At 70.2% G+C, this 17,375-nt stretch carries 19 protein-coding genes; 17 read left to right on the forward strand and 2 right to left on the reverse strand.

The annotated features are described in order from the left end of the window. From FHU38_RS11045 to FHU38_RS11055, 3 genes are read left to right on the forward strand one after another with little or no spacing between them, the layout of a single operon-like run. Nucleotides 1-852, forward strand: coding sequence for a metallophosphoesterase (locus FHU38_RS11045; RefSeq protein ID WP_313886731.1), 852 nt, complete (start codon nt 1-3; stop codon nt 850-852). After that, nucleotides 846-1,814: a carbohydrate ABC transporter permease gene (locus FHU38_RS11050; RefSeq protein ID WP_208415627.1), complete on the forward strand. Its 969-nt coding sequence runs from the start codon at nt 846-848 to the stop codon at nt 1,812-1,814. Before FHU38_RS11045 ends, FHU38_RS11050 begins: the two co-directional genes overlap by 7 nt. Next, nucleotides 1,804-2,637 (forward strand): carbohydrate ABC transporter permease, encoded by an 834-nt coding sequence (locus FHU38_RS11055; RefSeq protein WP_167169809.1) that lies wholly within the window; start codon nt 1,804-1,806, stop codon nt 2,635-2,637. The genes FHU38_RS11050 and FHU38_RS11055 overlap by 11 nt, the downstream gene beginning before the upstream one ends. Here the strand turns inward: FHU38_RS11055 and FHU38_RS11060 are convergent. Beyond that, nucleotides 2,630-3,520 carry a LysR family transcriptional regulator gene (locus tag FHU38_RS11060; protein WP_167169811.1) on the reverse strand — a complete coding sequence of 297 codons (891 nt, stop codon included), beginning with the start codon at nt 3,518-3,520 and terminating at the stop codon, nt 2,630-2,632. The genes FHU38_RS11055 and FHU38_RS11060 overlap by 8 nt on opposite strands. A gap of 226 nt (nt 3,521-3,746) precedes the next feature. On the opposite strand from FHU38_RS11060, the gene FHU38_RS11065 reads away from it, so the two are divergent. The 12 genes from FHU38_RS11065 (at nt 3,747) to FHU38_RS11120 (ending at nt 14,824) form a co-directional block, all read left to right on the forward strand. Next, nucleotides 3,747-4,703 carry an acyl-CoA desaturase gene (locus FHU38_RS11065; protein ID WP_167169814.1) on the forward strand — a complete coding sequence of 319 codons (957 nt, stop codon included), beginning with the start codon at nt 3,747-3,749 and terminating at the stop codon, nt 4,701-4,703. 11 nt (nt 4,704-4,714) lie between these two features. Continuing rightward, nucleotides 4,715-4,984 carry an acyl carrier protein gene (locus tag FHU38_RS27735; protein ID WP_313886732.1) on the forward strand — a complete coding sequence of 90 codons (270 nt, stop codon included), beginning with the start codon at nt 4,715-4,717 and terminating at the stop codon, nt 4,982-4,984. Continuing rightward, a complete protein-coding gene (locus FHU38_RS11075; RefSeq protein ID WP_313886733.1) occupies nt 4,981-5,862 on the forward strand; it encodes a class I SAM-dependent methyltransferase in 882 nt (293 codons plus the stop codon). The genes FHU38_RS27735 and FHU38_RS11075 overlap by 4 nt, the downstream gene beginning before the upstream one ends. Continuing rightward, entirely contained in the window at nt 5,859-7,097 is a 1,239-nt protein-coding gene (locus FHU38_RS27965; RefSeq protein WP_167169817.1) for a cytochrome P450, read from the forward strand. Before FHU38_RS11075 ends, FHU38_RS27965 begins: the two co-directional genes overlap by 4 nt. Continuing rightward, nucleotides 7,094-7,831 carry a thioesterase II family protein gene (locus FHU38_RS11085; protein WP_208415628.1) on the forward strand — a complete coding sequence of 246 codons (738 nt, stop codon included), beginning with the start codon at nt 7,094-7,096 and terminating at the stop codon, nt 7,829-7,831. Before FHU38_RS27965 ends, FHU38_RS11085 begins: the two co-directional genes overlap by 4 nt. Further along, nucleotides 7,828-9,558 (forward strand): fatty acyl-AMP ligase, encoded by a 1,731-nt coding sequence (locus tag FHU38_RS11090; RefSeq protein WP_167169820.1) that lies wholly within the window; start codon nt 7,828-7,830, stop codon nt 9,556-9,558. The genes FHU38_RS11085 and FHU38_RS11090 overlap by 4 nt, the downstream gene beginning before the upstream one ends. Next, nucleotides 9,530-9,970, forward strand: a complete 441-nt coding sequence (locus FHU38_RS11095) for a PaaI family thioesterase (protein WP_208415629.1) — start codon at nt 9,530-9,532, stop codon at nt 9,968-9,970. The genes FHU38_RS11090 and FHU38_RS11095 overlap by 29 nt, the downstream gene beginning before the upstream one ends. A gap of 16 nt (nt 9,971-9,986) precedes the next feature. Then, on the forward strand, nt 9,987-10,799 hold the full coding sequence (locus FHU38_RS11100; RefSeq protein WP_167175944.1) for an alpha/beta fold hydrolase: 813 nt from the start codon (nt 9,987-9,989) through the stop codon (nt 10,797-10,799). Nucleotides 10,800-10,975: 176 nt separating this feature from the next. Then, nucleotides 10,976-11,125 carry a hypothetical protein gene (locus tag FHU38_RS11105; RefSeq protein ID WP_167169853.1) on the forward strand — a complete coding sequence of 50 codons (150 nt, stop codon included), beginning with the start codon at nt 10,976-10,978 and terminating at the stop codon, nt 11,123-11,125. Between the two features lie 190 nt (nt 11,126-11,315). Next, complete coding sequence (locus tag FHU38_RS11110) at nt 11,316-12,224, forward strand: LysR family transcriptional regulator (protein WP_167169856.1); 909 nt, start codon at nt 11,316-11,318, stop codon at nt 12,222-12,224. 21 nt (nt 12,225-12,245) lie between these two features. After that, a complete protein-coding gene (locus tag FHU38_RS11115; RefSeq protein ID WP_167169859.1) occupies nt 12,246-13,145 on the forward strand; it encodes a LysR family transcriptional regulator in 900 nt (299 codons plus the stop codon). 74 nt (nt 13,146-13,219) lie between these two features. Then, on the forward strand, nt 13,220-14,824 hold the full coding sequence (locus FHU38_RS11120) for an AMP-dependent synthetase/ligase (protein WP_167169863.1): 1,605 nt from the start codon (nt 13,220-13,222) through the stop codon (nt 14,822-14,824). 66 nt (nt 14,825-14,890) lie between these two features. On the opposite strand, the gene FHU38_RS11125 is transcribed toward FHU38_RS11120, so the two are convergent. Then, nucleotides 14,891-15,415, reverse strand: coding sequence for a PaaI family thioesterase (locus FHU38_RS11125; RefSeq protein ID WP_167169865.1), 525 nt, complete (start codon nt 15,413-15,415; stop codon nt 14,891-14,893). A gap of 154 nt (nt 15,416-15,569) precedes the next feature. Between FHU38_RS11125 and FHU38_RS11130 the strand changes: the two genes are divergently transcribed. Both FHU38_RS11130 and FHU38_RS11135 read left to right on the forward strand, forming a co-directional pair. Further along, nucleotides 15,570-16,772 (forward strand): NAD(P)/FAD-dependent oxidoreductase, encoded by a 1,203-nt coding sequence (locus FHU38_RS11130; RefSeq protein ID WP_167169868.1) that lies wholly within the window; start codon nt 15,570-15,572, stop codon nt 16,770-16,772. Beyond that, nucleotides 16,769-17,374, forward strand: a complete 606-nt coding sequence (locus FHU38_RS11135; protein WP_167169871.1) for an SGNH/GDSL hydrolase family protein — start codon at nt 16,769-16,771, stop codon at nt 17,372-17,374. The genes FHU38_RS11130 and FHU38_RS11135 overlap by 4 nt, the downstream gene beginning before the upstream one ends. Nucleotide 17,375: the final 1 nt, after the last annotated feature.

Below are 17,375 nucleotides of genomic sequence, written 5' to 3' on the forward strand. Positions count from 1 at the left end.
GTGGGCACCGGGCCGGACCTCACCCTGGTGCAGCTGACCGACAGCCACCTGCTGCCCGAGGGAGCGCTGATGCACGACGTCGTCGACACGGCGGCGAACCTCGTCGCGGCGCTGGAGATGATCGAGCGGTCGGACCTGCCGGTGGCGGCGCTGCTGCTCACCGGTGACCTCGCCGACAACGGCGCTGCCTCCGCTTATCGCAGGCTGCGGGAGGTCGTGGAGCCCGCCGCCCGTCGGCTCGGTGCCGAGGTGATCTACACGATGGGCAACCACGACGAGCGAGGGGCCTTCCGCGCCGAGGTGCTCGGCGAGCAGCCGTCCACAGCGGACTACGACACGGTGACCACGATCGGCGGCCTGCGTGTGGTGTCGCTGGACAGCAGCGAACCGGGCCAGCACGACGGGCACCTGTCCGGTGAGCAGCTCGACTGGCTGGGCGACGTGCTCGCCACGCCCGCACCCCGGGGCACCGTGCTGGTGTGCCACCACCCGCCGCTGCCGTCGCCGGTGCCGACCGTGCACCTGTTGCGGTTGCGGGAAGCCGAGCGGCTGGCCAGGGTCGTCGAGGGCAGCGACGTTCGGCTCGTGGTCACCGGACACGCCCACCACGCGGGCTGTGGAGCGCTGGGCGGGATTCCGGTGTGGGTCGGGCCTGCCCTTGCCTACGGCGTGGCGGCGGTGCCCCCGAGCGGCAGGCTGCGGGCGCGCGCGGACGCGGCGTTCAGCCGCATCGACGTCTTCGGGGACCAGCTCGTGGCCACCGCGGTGCCGCTGTCGCGGGCCGAGGGCGTGTACGACGTGGCGGCCGCCGAGCGGGTGCGGCTGGTGCGGGAGGTCGTCGGCGCATGGTGAGCGGCACCTTTGTGGAGGTCGCCGCCCCCGCGCGGAACCGGGAGGCGGGCACGGCGGACACTGTGCCCGCCTCCCGGGAGGCGGTGTGGAACCGGATGCGCCGGCTCGCGCCGCCGTACCTCTACCTCGTGCCCGCCGTCGTACTGCTCGTCGTGTGGACCTACCAGCCGCTGGCCCAGACGTTCGTGCTGTCGACGTACTCGTGGAACCTCGTGCCGAGCACGCCGATGGTCGATGTGGGGCTCGGCAACTACGAGCGGCTGCTCAGCACGCCGGAGCTGAGTCGCGCGGTCTGGCGCACGGTGGTCGTGATCCTCGGGATGCTGCCGTTCGCGGTGGTGATCCCGGTGGTGGTAGCGCTGCTCACCCGGCGGGTGCGAGGCAGGGCGCAGGGGGTGTACCGGGCACTGGTGTTCGCGCCGATGCTCGTCGCCCCGGTGGCCGGTGCCGCCGTGTGGCAGTGGCTGCTTGACCCGTCCGCCGGTGCCGTCAACCGCGTGCTCGGCACCGACGTGAACTGGCTCAACACGGCGGGGACCGCGCAGTTGTCGATCATCGTGATCACCGGCTGGCACGTCGTCGGGTTCGCTGTGCTCGTGGTGACGGCCGGGCTGGCGGGCATCAATCCTGACTACGCGGCGGCGGCGCAGGTCGATGGAGCCTCGCGAAGCCAGGTGACCCGCTGGGTCACCCTGCCGCTGCTCTCACCGACGCTGGCGTTCCTGGTGCTCATGACCGTGCTGTTGTCGGCACAGTGGACGTTCCCGCTGATCGACACCCTGACCCAGGGCGGGCCGGTCGGGTCGACCACCAACCTCTACTACCTGCTCTGGGAGTACGGCTTCCGCAGCCACGACGCGGGCCTGGCCGCCGCGGCGGGAGTGCTGTTCTTCCTCGGCTTCATCGTGGTGGCCGCGTTGCTGACGCGGCTCTCCGAAAGGCTGAGTCACCATGACGACTGACGACGTGGTGGGTTTGTCGTCGCGGGCGCGGCGGCTCGGCGGGCACGTCGTGCTCGGCCTGCTGAGCCTGGTGTGCGTGTTCCCCATCTACTGGCTCTACGCCACATCGCTGCGCGCACCGCGGGACGTGTACTCGCTGTCGGTGCTGCCGTGGCCGCTGTCCACCGCGAGTTACACGGAGGCGTTCGCGAAGAACGACGTGCTGGGCATGCTGTTCAACACCGGCGTGGTCGCGGTGTTCAGTGCGCTGGGGCAGCTGCTGGTGGCGCTGCTCGCCGCCTACGCCTTCGCGGCGTGGCGGTTCCCGCTGCAACGGCTGCTGTACCTGATGTTCGTCGGTACGTGGCTCGTGCCGTTCCAGGCGACGATCTTGCCGAACTACGTGCTGCTGTCGCGGCTGGGCCTGCTGGAGACTCTCGCGGGCGTGATCGTGCCCACGCTGTGCTCGGCGCTGGGTGTGCTGTTGCTACGGGAGCACCTCAACGCCTTTCCGAAGGAACTGCTCGACGCCGCGCGCATGGACGGCCGGACATCGTGGAGTACGTTGTGGACCGTCGTGGTCCCGACGCTGCGGCCCGCGCTGGCCGCGCTGGGCATTCTGCTGGCGATCAGCGCGTGGAACGAGTACTTCTGGCCCGCGATGGTGCTGCAGCGCAGCAACGCCGTGGTGCAGCTGGGCCTGCGCAGCTTCATGGGCACCGAGGGCAACGAATGGGGCCCGCTGATGGCCACGGCTGGGCTGGCGTGCCTGCCGGTGTTCGCGCTCTACCTCGTCCTGCAGCGGCACATCGTGAACGCGTTCGTGCGGTCGGGACTCAAGTGAGCGAACCAGGCAGGCAACTGAGGAAGGCTTCCACGAGCGGGTTCCGCGCGTCGGGCCAGACGACGTAGAGGTCAAGCATGGGGACGGGGTCGTACAGGGCGACCGAGGTGGTGCGAGGGCTGCCGGGTGTGCCGCCGAAGACGCCCCGTGCCGCCGAGGCGAACCCGACGACCGGCTTGATGGCCGCGAGGATGGCCGTGGCGCCGGGGTCGTCGACCTCCTCGGCGATGGTGAGCCGGATGCCGCTGCTGTGGGCGGCGGAGAGGATGGTGTCGTACATCGCGGCCGACTGCGCCCGGTTGAACAGCACGCAGGATTCGGCGGCGAGTTCCCCGAACGGTACGCGCCTGCGGCCCGCCCAGCGGTGCTTCTCGCCGACGATGGCGACCAGCGGAATGCGCAGCAGGTGCCGGCTGAGCAGCGACGTGGAGCTGGGTTTGCCGTACACCATCGCTACGTCGAGCTTGCCCTCGGCCAGCGCGGCCAGCTGCGGCCCGGTGCGCATCTCGAACATCTCGACGTCGACGGCGGGGTGGCGGCTGTCCAGCGTGGTGAGCACACCGGGCAGGATCCGCTGTCCCGCGGGGAAGTTGTACCCGATTCGCAGGGTGCCCACCTTGCCCGCGGCGGCGGCACGGGCCGCCGCTCCAGCCTGATCCACCTTGGCGACGATGTCGCGGGCGAGATCGAGGAACGCCTCGCCCGCGGGAGTGAGCCGCACCTCGTGAGAGTTGCGCGCGACCAGTTCGACCCCGACCGAGCGTTCCAGCCTGCGCAGGTGCTGGCTCAGCGACGGCTGGGCCAGGTGCAGGCTCGCCGCGGCGCGGCCGAAGTGCAGCTCGTCGGCGATCGCGAGAAACGAGATCAGATGGCGCAGTTCCACGTCCGAACGGTAGCCGCGGTGTGCGAGCACCCGGTGAACACCGGGCGACGAAGTGGCGTCGTGCGCGGCGCATTTGGAACGGGAGCCTGACCCGATAACGAAGTCCTATGCCGCGATCGGCAACTCGGCAAGCACGCGGGCCGGAGGACCCGGCGTTGTTACGTTCAGTGCCGTCCGCGCTGACGACAAGCCTGTTGGCAACCGGCGAAAGGGCAGTTGAGCGACGATGACCGAAGACATGGCCGAGCGAGCGCCGGAAAGGCCCGTTCCTCGCCGCAAGACCATCAATAGCCCATACCTGCACCGCCTGCAACGGCGCCACTTCCTGCTGTTCGACATCCTGCCCATTGTGGGCACCGCGGCGGCTTTCGTGTTCCTCGCGGTGCATCCGTTCGGCTGGACCGAGCTGGCCCTGCTGCTGTCGATGTGGCTGCTCACCGGGCTCGGCGTGACCGTCGGGTACCACCGGCTGTTCACGCACCGCACGTTCAAGGCGGCCCAGCCGGTGGCGGTCGTGCTCGCGGTGCTCGGTTCGATGGCAGGCCAGGGCGGGCTCGTGTCGTGGGTGGCGCTGCACCGGCGGCATCACGAGTACAGCGACCGCGAGGGCGACCCGCACTCGCCGAACCTCTCCGGAGGCGGGCTCAGGGGCACGCTGCGCGGTCTGGCGCACTCGCACTTCCTCTGGATGCGCCGCCACGAGTACCCGAACATCGTGCACTACGCTCCCGATCTCATCCGCGACCGCGCACTCGTCCGCGTCGCCCGCCTCTACTACCACTGGGTCGTGCTCGGGCTTGTTGTTCCCGCGGCTGTCGGCGGGTTGGTCTCGATGAGCTGGACCGGCGCCGTCAGCGGCCTGCTGTGGGGCGGCCTGGTGCGGATCTTCGTGCTCGAGCACATCGTCTGGGCGATCAACTCCTTCCTGCACATGTTCGGCACGCGGCCCTACCAGTCCAGGGAGAACAGCCGTAACGGAGGGATCTTCGCAATCGTCACGCTGGGCGAGTCCTGGCACAACAACCACCATGCCTTCCCGGAGTCGCCGTCGTTCGGTCTCGACTGGTACCGCCTCGACCCCGGGTTCTGGCTCATCAAGCTGCTCGCGTGCTGTGGCCTGGCGTGGGACCTCAAGGTGCCCTCCGCCGCGCGCATGGACGCCAAGCGCATCACCGCCGCATAGGAGACACGCACGTGGACAACAACAGCGACACGAGCAGGGAAGCCATCGTCGCGTGGTGCCAGGAGTACATCGCGGGGTTGATCGACGTCGAGCCGGCGGCGGTGGATCCCGCCGCCGACTTCGACCGGCTCGGCATCGACTCCGCGCTGGCGGTATCGCTGCTGATCGAGGTGGAGCAGCGCTACGGCGTCGACCTGGCCCCGGAGGACCTGTTCGACAACCCGACGCTCAACGCGGTCGCCGACCACCTGCACGCGCACACCCAACGGACCGTGGCGTGACCGGCCGGATGGCGGAGGCGGCCGCCGCCATCCGCCACCACTACGACGTCGGCACCGACTTCTTCGCCCTGTGGCTGGACCGCTCGCTCACCTACTCGTGCGCCTGGCGCGAAGGAGAGGGTGACACGCTCGACACCGCGCAGCAGCGCAAGCTGCGGTACCACCTCGACGCCGTCGGTGCCGCCGAGGCCGACAGCGTGCTGGACATCGGCTGCGGCTGGGGCTCGATCCTGGGCGCGCTGTCGCGCGACCACGGCGTGTCCCGTGCCGTTGGCCTCACGCTCAGCGAGGACCAGGCGGCCTACGTCCGGTCCCGGGACTATCGCGGCGTCGAGGTCCACCTCCGGGGCTGGCAGGAGTACGAACCCGGCGACCGCTTCGACGGCATCATCTCCATCGGAGCGTTCGAGCACTTCGCCAGGCCCGGCGACACCAGCGCCGGCAAGATCGCGACCTACCGTGCGTTCTTCGACCGGTGCCGAAGCTGGCTACGGCCCGGCGGTGCGTTGTCGCTGCAGACGATCGCCTACGCCAACATGTCCCGCGAGAACGCCAGCACGTTCATGCAGCGGGACGTCTTCCCGGACGCCGACCTGCCGACCCTCGCGGAGATCGCCGCCGCCGCCGACGGCGTGTTCGACGTCTGCTCGCTGCACAACGGCAGGCTCGACTACGCCTGGACCTGCGAGCAGTGGGCACGCCGGCTGCGGGAGCGCCGCAGTCAGGCGGTCCGGCTCGTCGGAGCCGAGGTCGTCGCCAGGTACGAGCGCTACCTCAAGCTGTCGGCGCTCGGCTTCCGCATGGGCAAGATCTGCCTGCTGCGGCTGGTGCTGCGGCCCTTCCCCGACGGCTACTTCCGCACAGGAGGACACCGGTGAGCGCGGGCACCGCGGTGCGGTTCAACCCGTTCAGCGCGGCGTTCCGTGACGATCCCTACCCGCTCTACCAGCAGCTGCGCGAGCGGCCCGTGCACAAGACGCTGGGAATGTGGGTCGTCTCCCGCCACGCCGACGTCCGGGCCGTGCTGCAGGATCGCACGTTCAGCTCCGAGCTGATCCCACAGCTGGTGAGCAGGCAGGCCGAGCGGGTGGCCCACGAGGGCGTCGAGCGGATCCAGCGGGTTCTCCGCCTCGGCCGCGCGTCACTGGTCTTCACCGACAATCCCGGCCACGCCCGACTGCGCGGGCTCGTCAACCGCGTGTTCACCGCGCGGGCCGTCGCGGCCCTGCGCCCAAGGGCCGAAGCGATCTCCGGACGACTGGTCGAGCGGGCCCTCGCCGACGGGGGCATGGATGCCATCGAGGGACTCGCCGCGCCCCTGCCCGTCGAGGTGCTGTCGGACTGGATGGCACTGCCAGGGGAGCTCAGGAATCAGGTGGGCCCGTGGACCCACGCCATCAGACACCTGCTCGAACCGGGCCTGTTGCGCGGAACCGTGTTGGCCAGGGTGGCCGGGGTGGTCGAGGAGTTCGCGCAGGCGCTGCGTGAGGTCGTCACCCTGCGCAGGGCCCGGCCGGGCACCGACCTCGTGAGCAGCCTGCTGGCGGCCCGGACGGCCCGCGGCGATCGTTTCGGCGACGAGGAACTGGCGTTCGTGTGCATCATGTGCTTCGTCGCCGGCAACGAGACCACCAGGTCCCTCATCGGCAACACCCTGCTCGCGCTGCTACGCCACCCCGAGCAGGCCCAGCGGCTGCGCCGGAAACCGGGCCTGGCTCCGGCCGCGGTCGCGGAGGCGCTGCGCTACGACAGCCCGTTGCAGCTCACCAAACGCCTGACCACGCGCGAAACCGAGATCGGGGGCGTGCGTGTCGGAGCGGGCGAGCAGGTGCTGCTGTGCCTCGGCTCCGCGAACCGGGATCCCGCCGTTTTCGCCGGCCCCGACGTGTTCGACCTCGCCCGCGGCGCGCGCGCCCACCTCGCCTTCGGCCATGGCATGCACGGCTGCCTCGGTGGCGCGCTGGCCACGATGCAGGCCGAGTCCGCCCTCACCTGCCTGTACCAGCGCACCGAACACGTCGAGCGGGAAGGCGACGCGCTTGCGTGGCAGGACCACAGCTTCATCATCCGTGGCCTGAAGCACCTGCCGGTCTCACTGCGGGGCGCCCGGTGAGCGCCGCCGAACTCACCGAGCGGACCTGGCTGCGCCACGAGCGCACCGGCGCCGCGGTGAACCTCCTCTGCCTGCCCCACGCCGGCGCGGGAGCGTCGTCGTTCACCCGGTGGCTGTCGCTGTTTCCCGCCTCCGTCGCGCCGGTCCGCGTGCAGCTTCCCGGCAGGGAGGACGCCGTCGCCGAGCCGCCGCTGCGCAGTGCGGGTGACGTCGTGGCGGCACTGCTGCCCCGCCTCGCGCCGCTGACCGGCACGCGCCTTGCCCTGTACGGGCACAGCATGGGCGCAGTCGTCGCGTTCGAACTCGCGCGGGCGCTGTACGCGCGCGGGGTCGTGGTGGACCGCCTGTTCGTCTCGGGTCGCAGGGCGCCGCACCTGCCCGCCCGCGGCGCGCCGATCCACCGCGCGTCCGATGAGGAGCTCACTTCGGCGCTGACCACCGCCGGAGCCGACCTCACCTTCGCGGGCCCCGCGTTCCTGCGGTACGCGCTGCGGCTGGTGCGTGCCGATCTCGCGCTCTCGGACGAGTACCAGTGCCGGGACGAGGCCGTCCTGCACTGCCCCATCACCGTCTTCCACGGGATCGACGACCCGATCGTCGCACTCGAGGAGGCACACGCGTGGAACCGGCACACGGACGCGGGCTGCACCGTGCACACCTTCTCCGGCGACCACTTCTTCCACCAGCACCACCGTGCGGCGATCGCCGCCCTGATCGCCGGGGAGCTGGCATGAAGGGGCGGCTGCTGCCCGAGGTGCTGTCCGAACGCGCCGCCGCCGAGCCCGCCAGGCGGGCGTACGTGTTCCTCACCGAGGACGGGGCCGAGAAGGACTCGCTCACCTACGGGCAGCTGCACGCCAGGGCGCTCACCGTGGCGGGCGTGCTGCGCTCGCGGTGCCGCCCAGGGGAGCGGGCGCTGCTCGTGTTCCCGCCGGGCCTGGACTTTCTCGCCGCCTACTTCGGCTGCCTCTACGCGGGCGTGGTCGCGGTGCCGGTGAACCCACCACGCCGCGGCCGCGTACGGGACGCGACGTTCGGCATCGTCCGGGACTGCGAGCCCGTGGCGGTGCTGACGACCGCCGCCATGGCCGCCGGGCTACGGCCGGTTCTGGACGGACCGCTGTGGTGGCTCTGCGTCGACGACCTGCCCGGCGCGGGCCCGCCGCTCGAGCCGTGGCCGTGCACGGCCGGGTCGCCAGCCTTCCTGCAGTACACCTCCGGGTCCACGTCGGCACCGAAAGGAGTCCAGGTCTCCCACGGCAATCTCGCGGCGAACCAGGAGATGATCCGGCTCGCCTTCGGCCACGACCGGCACTCGACGGTCGTGGGTTGGGCGCCGCTGTTCCACGACCAGGGACTCATCGGCAACGTCCTGCAGCCCCTCTACGTCGGGGCCACCAGCATCCTCATGTCGCCGATGGCGTTCATCCGCAGGCCCTTGCTGTGGCTCTCGACGATCTCGCGATACCGGGCCCACACCAGCGGCGGTCCGAACTTCGCCTTCGAGGCCTGCGTCGAGCACGCCGCGCGCGCGAACTCGGCGGGGGAGCTGGATTTGAGCAGCTGGGCGGTGGCGTTCAACGGTGCGGAGCCGATCAGGCCGGACACGCTGCGCCGGTTCGCCGAGACCTTCGCGCCTTTCGGCTTCAGCAGCTCGGCGTGGTATCCCTGCTACGGCCTCGCCGAGGCGACCCTGATCGTCACCGGGAGCAGGCCGGGCCGCGGCGCGCGCACGCTCGACGTCAACACCGAGGCGCTCGGCCACCAGCGTTATGCACCCGGCGGCCGTCGCCTCGCCGGGTCCGGGTTCGCCGTGCCGGGGGAGCAGGTGCGGATCGTGGATCCCGACACACGCGTGCCCTGCGGCGACGGGCACGTCGGGGAAATCTGGGTTCACGGCCCCAACGTCGCGAAAGGCTACTGGAGGCGCCCCGAGGCGACGGCCGCGACGTTCCACGCGGAGTGCGCGGGGGAGCCGGGCCGGACCTATCTGCGCACCGGCGACCTCGGCATGATCGTCGACGGCGAGCTGTACGTCGTCGGCAGGCGCAAGGATCTGGTGATCATCCGGGGGCGCAACTACTACCCGCAGGACATCGAGCTGACCGCCGAGTCGGCGCATCCGTCGCTGCGGCCGGGTGGTTGCGCCGCGTTCTCCGTGCCCCGCGATGGCGAGGAGCGGCTCGTCGTCGTCCAGGAGATCCGGCGGGAGTACCGGCGAAACGCCGACCCCGCCGAGGTGGCGGCGGCGGTCAGGGCCGCGGTCGCGCGCGAACACGACGTGTCGCTCGCGGAGCTCGTGCTCACCCTGCCCGGCAGGCTGCGCAAGACCAGCAGCGGCAAGATAATGCGCGCGGACGCGAGGGAGCGTTTCCTGGCTTCCGGTTTCGAGGCGTGGACACCCGACATGGAGAGGACCGAGCGGAATGAGCATGCCGACACCGGCCAATCCGGACTATGAGGACGCGGTCAGGGGCGCGGTGCTCAGCATGCCCGCCGCCCAGCACCTCGGCTTCGACTTCGCGCGGATCGCACCGGGCGAGGTCGAGATCGTGCAGCCCTACCGCCCCGAGCTGACCCAGCACAACGGCTACCTCCAGGGTGGCGTGCTCGGTGCCCTCGCGGATTTCGCGGGAGGGTCCGCCGCGGGCACGCTGCTCGCGCCCGGCTGGGTGAACATGACCATTGACTACACCGTGAAGCTTCTCGCCCCCGCCAGGGGCGAGCGCGTGCTTGCCCGCGGGCGCGTCGTCAAGCCGGGTGCGCTGGTGACCGTCGCGGCCGCCGACCTGTACGCGGTCGACGGCGGCGAGCAGAGCCTGTGCGCCACCGCGCTGGTGACCATGCGCAACGTCAAGCTCGCCGAAGCCTGACGGAGCGCGGCCGGTGATGATCGACGTGGGCGGCACACCGATCGCCTGTACCGACACGGGTGTCCCCGCCGGTTCCCCCGGCGCGGAGACCATCCTTTTCGGACATGGCTTGCTGTTCGGTGGCTGGATGTTCGCCCCGCAGATCGCCGCACTACGGCAGCGCTACCGGTGCGTCACGATCGACTGGCGCGGGCAGGGCGACACGCCGGGCACCGGAGACGCGGGGATGGACACGCTCACCCGCGATGCGGTGGGCCTGATCGAGCGGCTGGGTATCGCGCCCGTGCATTGGGTCGGGCTGTCCATGGGCGGTTTCGTGGGACAGCGCGTCGCGGCGAGACACGGCGAACTGCTGCGTTCGCTGACGTTGCTCGGCACGAGCGCGGGACCCGAGAACCCCCGCCGCGTCCGGGAGTACCGCAGGCTGGCGACGTTGCTGCGCCTCGTCGGCATCGGGCCCATCGCGGGCGCGGTCAAGCCGTACCTGTTCGGACCCCGCTTCCTCGCCGATCCCGAGGGAAGGAGGGCGGTCGCTGCCTGGCAGGACCGCCTGCGTCGTGGTGACCGCGCTGCCCTGCGTGAAGCGGTGCGCGGGGTCACCGACCGAGCCCCGGTGGAGGCGGAGATCACTGGGATCACGGTGCCCACGTTGGTTGTCGTCGGCGCTGACGACAACGCCACGCCGCCGCACGAGGCCGAGCGCATCGCCGCGCTGATCCCCGGGGCCCGGCTGGAGGTGGTCGCGCGGTGCGGCCACACCAGCTCGCTGGAACGGTCCGACGTGATCACCGGGCTGCTGGAGCGGTTCCTCGCCGGTGGCCGCCAGTGAATGTCGAGCCGTGTCAGAACGCGGATCCGTTGTTGTGTCCCGAGCTGTGGTCCAGGCGCATACGCTCGAGCACTCCCGGGCGACACGGCTGACTTCGACCGGGCCACGCCGTGCTGTCTTGGTCGAGTAGGCACGAGCAGCCGAGCCCTACAGGCTCGAAGAGATGCTCTTTCCTCGTGACGATCCTGACGAGTCGCTTCACACCCGGCGCCGTCGTCGGCGACGAGGTGCACCGTCACGCCGAGCCGGTCGCGGGCGATGGAGCCGGGCACGACCACCGCGTACCGCACGCCAGGCGTGCCGAGTTCGATCACGCGCAACGTTGAACCCACATCACGTCAGCCGACGCGCGCCCGCGCTCACGGCTGATCATCTCGAACCCGATGTGGCGCTCACGAGGAGGTGTCGCCGCTCGCCAGGATCGCCGGAGATTCACCGACTGTTCGCCTCTGCCCGACCCGGCGTTCCCGACGGCTGCGCAAGCTTAGACATGTACCGGAACGGAGGTCACCTCCCATGGAGTTTCGCTACCTGGTGTCGTTCCTGGCCCTGGCGGAGGAGTTGCATTTCGGTCGGGCCGCGGCGAAGCTTCACCTCACCCAGCCCTCACTGAGCCAGCAGCTCCAGCGGCTGGAGCGCAAGCTCGGCGTGATGCTCGTGGTCCGCTCATCCCACGAGGTTCGGCTCACTCCGGCAGGCGAAGTCTTCCGAGAACACGTCCAGGCCATTGTCGAGGAGCTCGACCGTGCCACGCGCGCGGCGCGCGCGACGGCCGAGGGTCGTTCCGGAACTGTCCGCGTCGGTTACAACCTCTCGGCATGGCGGGACGTTTTGCCGAGGGTGCTTTCGGTCATGCACGAACGGTTCCCTCAGGTTGTGGTGGAGCTGTCCGAGCGGAGGTCCGGGGCGCAGCTGGCCGCGTTGCGTGAGGGCGACCTCGACGTCGCCTTCGCTTACAGCGGCGCGGCGGCGACGGACCTTGGCCAGCGCCGGCTGATGCGCGTGCCGATCGTGGCGCTGGTCGGGGTTCGCCATCCGTGGGCAGGCCGTCGTCGTGTCGACTTCGCCGAACTGGCGGGCCAGCCCTGCGTACTGTTCGCGAGGGAACAGAGCCCCGCCATGTACGACACGATCATCGCCACCGCGGAGAAGCTGGGTATCGGGCTCCAGGTCGCCCATCGCGTGGACGATCTGGGCGCCACGGCGATCGTGGTCGCCACCCGGCCGGTGGTCGCTTTCGTCTCCGCTCATCGCGGGGAGCACGAGGCCGCGGCAGGGATCGGCTCGGTGGCCGTGCCGTTCGCGGAACCGGCTCCCGCCGTGGACCTGCGCGCAGTGTGGCGCGTGGATGACCAACCGTCGACGGTGCAGGCGTTTCTGGCCTGCCTCGACGACGCGTGTCCCACGCCCGCCGCGTCCGGTTAGGACGCCGACCCTGGAGGCTCCATGGAGTTCCAGCAGCTGGTCTCGTTCGTCGCCGTGGCCGAGGAACACAACTTCGGCCGTGCCGCACATCGGCTGCACCTCGCGCAGTCGTCGGTGAGCCTGCAGGTGAAACGTCTGGAACGAGAGGTGGGCGTGGAGCTGCTCGCCCGCGCCCAGCATCCGGTCCGGCTCACCCCAGCGGGACAGGTGTTCCTCGCCGAGATCAAGGAGGCCCTGGAACTGGTCGAGCGCGCCGCCGATGCGGCACGGTCGGTTGCCGAGGGGCGCAGCGGAACGCTGCGAGTGGGATTCAACTTCGCCGCGGGCAGGCTCGTCCTGCCGTCGGCGCTGACTCGCCTGCACGCCGAACACCCGGGTATCCGCGTGGAGCTGACACAGGCTCGCAGCGGCCCGCAGCTGCGCGCGCTCGCCGCCGGTGAGCTCGATGTGGCGTTCGTGTTCGGCAGTCCCACGGGCGGCGAGGTGTCCTCAGCGCCGGTGCAACGGGTCGACCTCGTCGCGGTGGTCAATCGCAGGCACCGGTGGGCGCGCCGCGACCACGTCGGCTTTCGTGAGCTGTCCGGCCAGCAGTGCATCCTGTTCGGCAGGGAGCAGTGTCCCGCGATGTACGACGAGATCCACAACATCGCCGCGGGCACCGGGACGCAGCTCGATGTGGTGGAGAAGATCGATGATTCGCTCGCGACGGCGGCCGCCGTCCGGGCGCGCCCGCTCGTCGGTTTCGCGTCGGCGCCGAGGCTGAGCCAGGGTGGTGTGGCGGGACTGGCGACCGTGCCGATCGTCGACCCGGTGCCGAATCTCGTGCTGCATGCCGTGTGGCGGTCCGGTGAGCCCTCCGGCCTGGTGCGTTCGTTGCTGGGCTGCTTGCAGGTGCCATCGCGAGAACCAATCGCACGGTAACGCTTTACCGGTTGCCGCGCGGCGGGTGGCGAACGACGATCGATGCGGTGCCCTCGGACTGAGGAAGTGGTGGGATGCACGAGTTCTCTGTCGCCCCGCTGGTGGAGGTCGGCGACTCCGAAACCCTGACCGACGCTGTGTACGCGCGCTCACTGTCCGAACCGGACACCACCGTGCTGGCGGTCCGCGAGCGAGACGGCTGGCGCGACGTCGGGTACGGCGAGCTGGCCGGGACGGTTCTCGCGGTGGCGAGGGGCCTGCTGGCGGAAGGCGTGCGAGCAGGAGACCGCGTCGTGGTGCTCGGACCGACGTCGCTCGACTGGGTCGTGGCCGATCTCGCGGTGCTCAGCGTGGGAGCGGTGACCGTGCCGGTTTACCCGACGGCCTCGGCCGAGCAGGTGCGGGCCGTGCTGGCCGACGCTGAGCCGGTCGCGTGCTTCGCCGATCCGAACGCGCTGCCTCGGCTCGACGACGCGCTCGGCACCGAACTGGTGTGGCGGCTGGGTGAGTCGTTCGCCGAACTGGCCAGCAGTGGCGAGGCGGTCTGCGCCGACGAGGTGGGGAACCGGCGAGCGAGGGTTCGCGCCGACGACGCGGCGACGATCGTCTACACGAGCGGAACGACGGGCGAGCCGAAGGGCTGCGTGCTCACCCACCGCAACATCCTCGCCGCCTCGGGCAATGTGGTGGCCCTGCTGCCTGAACTGTTCGGGTGGCGGGGACGACAGCCGACGACACTGCTGTTCCTGCCGCTGGCCCACGTGTACGGCAGGGTGGTCCTGTACGGCTGCCTCGGCGCGGCCACGCGGACGGGGCTCGTCGGAAACGCCGCCGATCTGGTGTCCGAACTGCCCGCCTTCCGGCCGACCTTCCTCGTCGGTGTGCCCTACGTGCTGGAGAAGATCCGCAAGGCCGTGCCGGATGAGAGCGCTGTACCCGCGTTGCTCGGCGGCAGGCTCACCCACATGATCTGTGGCGGCGCCTCACTTGACGCATCCACGTTGCGGTTCTTCACCAGGGCAGGACTCACCGTGCTCGGCGCCTACGGACTCACCGAGACCGCTTCGACCGCGACGATGAGCGCCCCGACCGCCAACCTCCCCGGTGCGGCGGGCAGGCCGGTGCCGGGAACGACCATCGCGATCGGCGACGACGGCGAGATCCTCGTGCGGGGCCCCCAGGTTTCGCCCGGTTACTGGCCCGACCACGGCACGGGGCAGGAGTGGGTGCCGACAGGCGACCTCGGCGTCCTTCAGGACGGCTACCTGCGCATCACCGGGCGGCGCAAGGAGATCATCGTGACCAGCGGCGGCAAGAACGTCGCGCCGTCGTTGCTGGAGGACCGGCTCCGGCTGCATCCGCTCGTGGCCAACTGCATGGTGGTGGGGGAGGGCAGGCCCTACGTGAGCGCGCTCGTCACCGTCGATCCGGTGGCGCTGCGGAACTGGGCGGGCACCGCCGAGGTCGACCCGGCCGACCCTCGCCTGCTCGCGGAGATCGCCACGGCGGTCGACGAGGCCAACGCCCTGGTGTCGCGGGCCGAGTCGATCCGGAGGTTCCGCGTGGTCGCGGGCGACTTCACCGTCGAACGAGGCCAGCTCACCCCGTCGCTGCGGCTGCGCAGGATGGTCATCGAGAAGGACTTCGCCGCCGAGATCGAGCAGCTGTACGCGTCGTGAGTGTCGCGCCGGGTTCACGGTGTTCTGCCAGACACCCGCGGCCGAACCCGGCGCGACAATTTCGGTCTACTTCATCCAGCACACGTAGTCGAAATCCACCTTGCCGACGAGCGTGCCGGAATCGTCCTTCAGCAGGGCCTTTCCGGCGATTTCGTAGCGGCCTTCACCCTCGTCGGCGAGGATTGCCGACACCACATTCTCGTCGATCGTTCCGGTTGCCCGGATGCGCCCGGTTGCCGGGCGCAGGAAGCTGACCCTCGAGTCGCGCAGCACGAAGCTCTGGACCTGGGCGATCCGGGTGGCCAGGCCACCGGAGAACGCGCCCGCGCAGGCCACCTCGGCGGCAAGGAACAAGGCGCCGGCGTGCACCGTGCCCAGGTGGTTACGCATTTCCTTCCGGTCGGCCACCTCGGCGACGGCCGTGGCGAAGCCGACCTCGGTGACGCGGACGCCGACGTGGTTGTTGAAGGGCACGACAGAGTCGACCATCTGCCGGACCTGCTCGTAGTCGGTGCGGCCGTTCGCGGTCGCCGTGGCGAGCCGCTGCTGGGCCTGGGAGATTTCCGCGGAGAATTTGCTCTTGGGTGGCATACGATAAGTGCCGCACGAAGGTGCTAACAGCCGGTTAACTGAACCCTGCGAAAATGGTTCGATAGGAAGAGGCAATGGTCGTTGCCGGCCCCTTTCGCGCTCCGTAGAAAAGGAAAGGACGAGACCAAAACACGGTGAGCGCGGGAGTCTACGGATGTATGACGCGATTGTGGTCGGCGCACGATGTGCGGGTTCGCCGGTCGCCATGTTGCTGGCCAGGCGTGGATACCGCGTACTGCTGGTCGACAAGGTGACCCAGCCCAGCGACACGGTGTCCACGCATTACGTGCAGCAGTACGGGTTGCGCAAGCTCGACGAGTGGGGCCTGCTCGGCCGCCTCGCGGCCACGGGCGTGCCGGCGATACGGCGCATGACGATCTCCTACCGCGACGCGGTGATCGACGGCTTCGCCGACCCGCTCGACGGTATCGACCTCACCTACGCTCCGCGGCGCACGGTGCTGGATCCGATCCTGCTGGAGGGCGCGCGAACGGCGGGTGTCGAGGTCCGCGAGGGATTCACGGTTCGCGAGCTGGTCGTCGACGACGGCCGGGTCGTGGGCGTTCGCGGCGGGTACGGCGCGGAGGAGCCGGCCGAGTACCGCGCGAAGATCGTCATCGGCGCGGACGGCAGCCAGTCCTTCGTCGCGCGCTCGGTCGGCGCCGAGATCTACCGCAGCATTCCGGCCGCGTCGTTCGTCTACTACTCCTACTGGACGGGACTGCGGACGCACTTCCACAGCCGTATCGGGGTGGACCAGCAGGTGGGCGTGTGGCCGACGAGCGACGAACAGACCCTGGTCGCCATAATGAAGCCGATCGCGAGGTGGGCCGAGTTCCGCACCGATCCCGAGGCCTCGTTCCTGCAGGTCGTCAAGGACGTCGTACCCGAGTTCGCCGAGCAGCTCGTCGACGCCGGTGAACGCGTCGCGCGGCTGACCGGAATCCGCTACCCGGACAACTTCTACCGCCGCTCGCACGGTCCGGGCTGGGCGCTCGTCGGCGATGCCGGCTACCACAAGGACCCCATCACCGGTCAGGGCATCAGCGACGCGTTCGTCCACGCCGAGCTGCTCGCCGACCGGGTCGCCGAAGGTCTGGCCGGAGAGCGCGACCTCGACGAGGCGGTGGCCGACTACGAGCGAGCCCGCGACGCGGCGACCGCCTCGGCCTTCCAGTTCGCCGCCACCATCGGGGAACTGACGCTCCCGCCGCAGCTCGACGCCGTGTTCACCGCGATGTCGGGCAATGACGAGTACGCCAAGGACTTCTTCAACGTCATCGCGGGAGCACTGCCCGGCGAGCAGTTCTTCGCTCCCGAGAACGTCGCCCGCATGGTCGGGGGTGTGCGCGCATGACCGTGAAGCTCATGACGATCGGCGACAGCTTCGCCGAGGGCCGCGGCGACCCGCTGCCCGACGGCAGGTTCCGCGGTTGGGTGCCGCGGCTGGCGGAGCTGATCGGTGTGCGTCCCGACGAGTACGTCAACCTGGGATCGTTCGGCGCCACCACGCAGGACGTCGTCGACCACCAGCTGGCCACGGCGCTCGACTGCGACGCTCCGCTGTACGGCGTCACGGTCGGGGGCAACGACCTCGTGTCACGCGAGTACGAGGCGGCGCGCTTCCGGCACAACCTGCGGCACATACTCACCCTCCTCACGATGCGCGGCGCGCGCGTGTTCACGATCAACTGGCCGGACATCCCAGGGCGGATCCCCGGCCTTTCCGACGACAAGCGCCGCGCTCTGCGAGCGCGGTTCGCCGATGCCAACGAGTACATGAACAAGCTCACCGCCGAACTGGGCGTGCTCCGTTACGACATGATCGACACCCCCGTGACCAGGGACTCAGCCATGTGGAGCCCGGACGGGATGCACCCGAGCCCGGAGGGGCACCGCGTCATCGCGGCCCAGATCGCCGAGCTGCTGAGCTGCAGCGGTGATCCATCCCCAGCGTGAG

It is taken from the genome of Saccharomonospora amisosensis (assembly GCF_011761185.1).
In the GTDB taxonomy this organism is placed as follows: domain Bacteria; phylum Actinomycetota; class Actinomycetes; order Mycobacteriales; family Pseudonocardiaceae; genus Saccharomonospora_A; species Saccharomonospora_A amisosensis.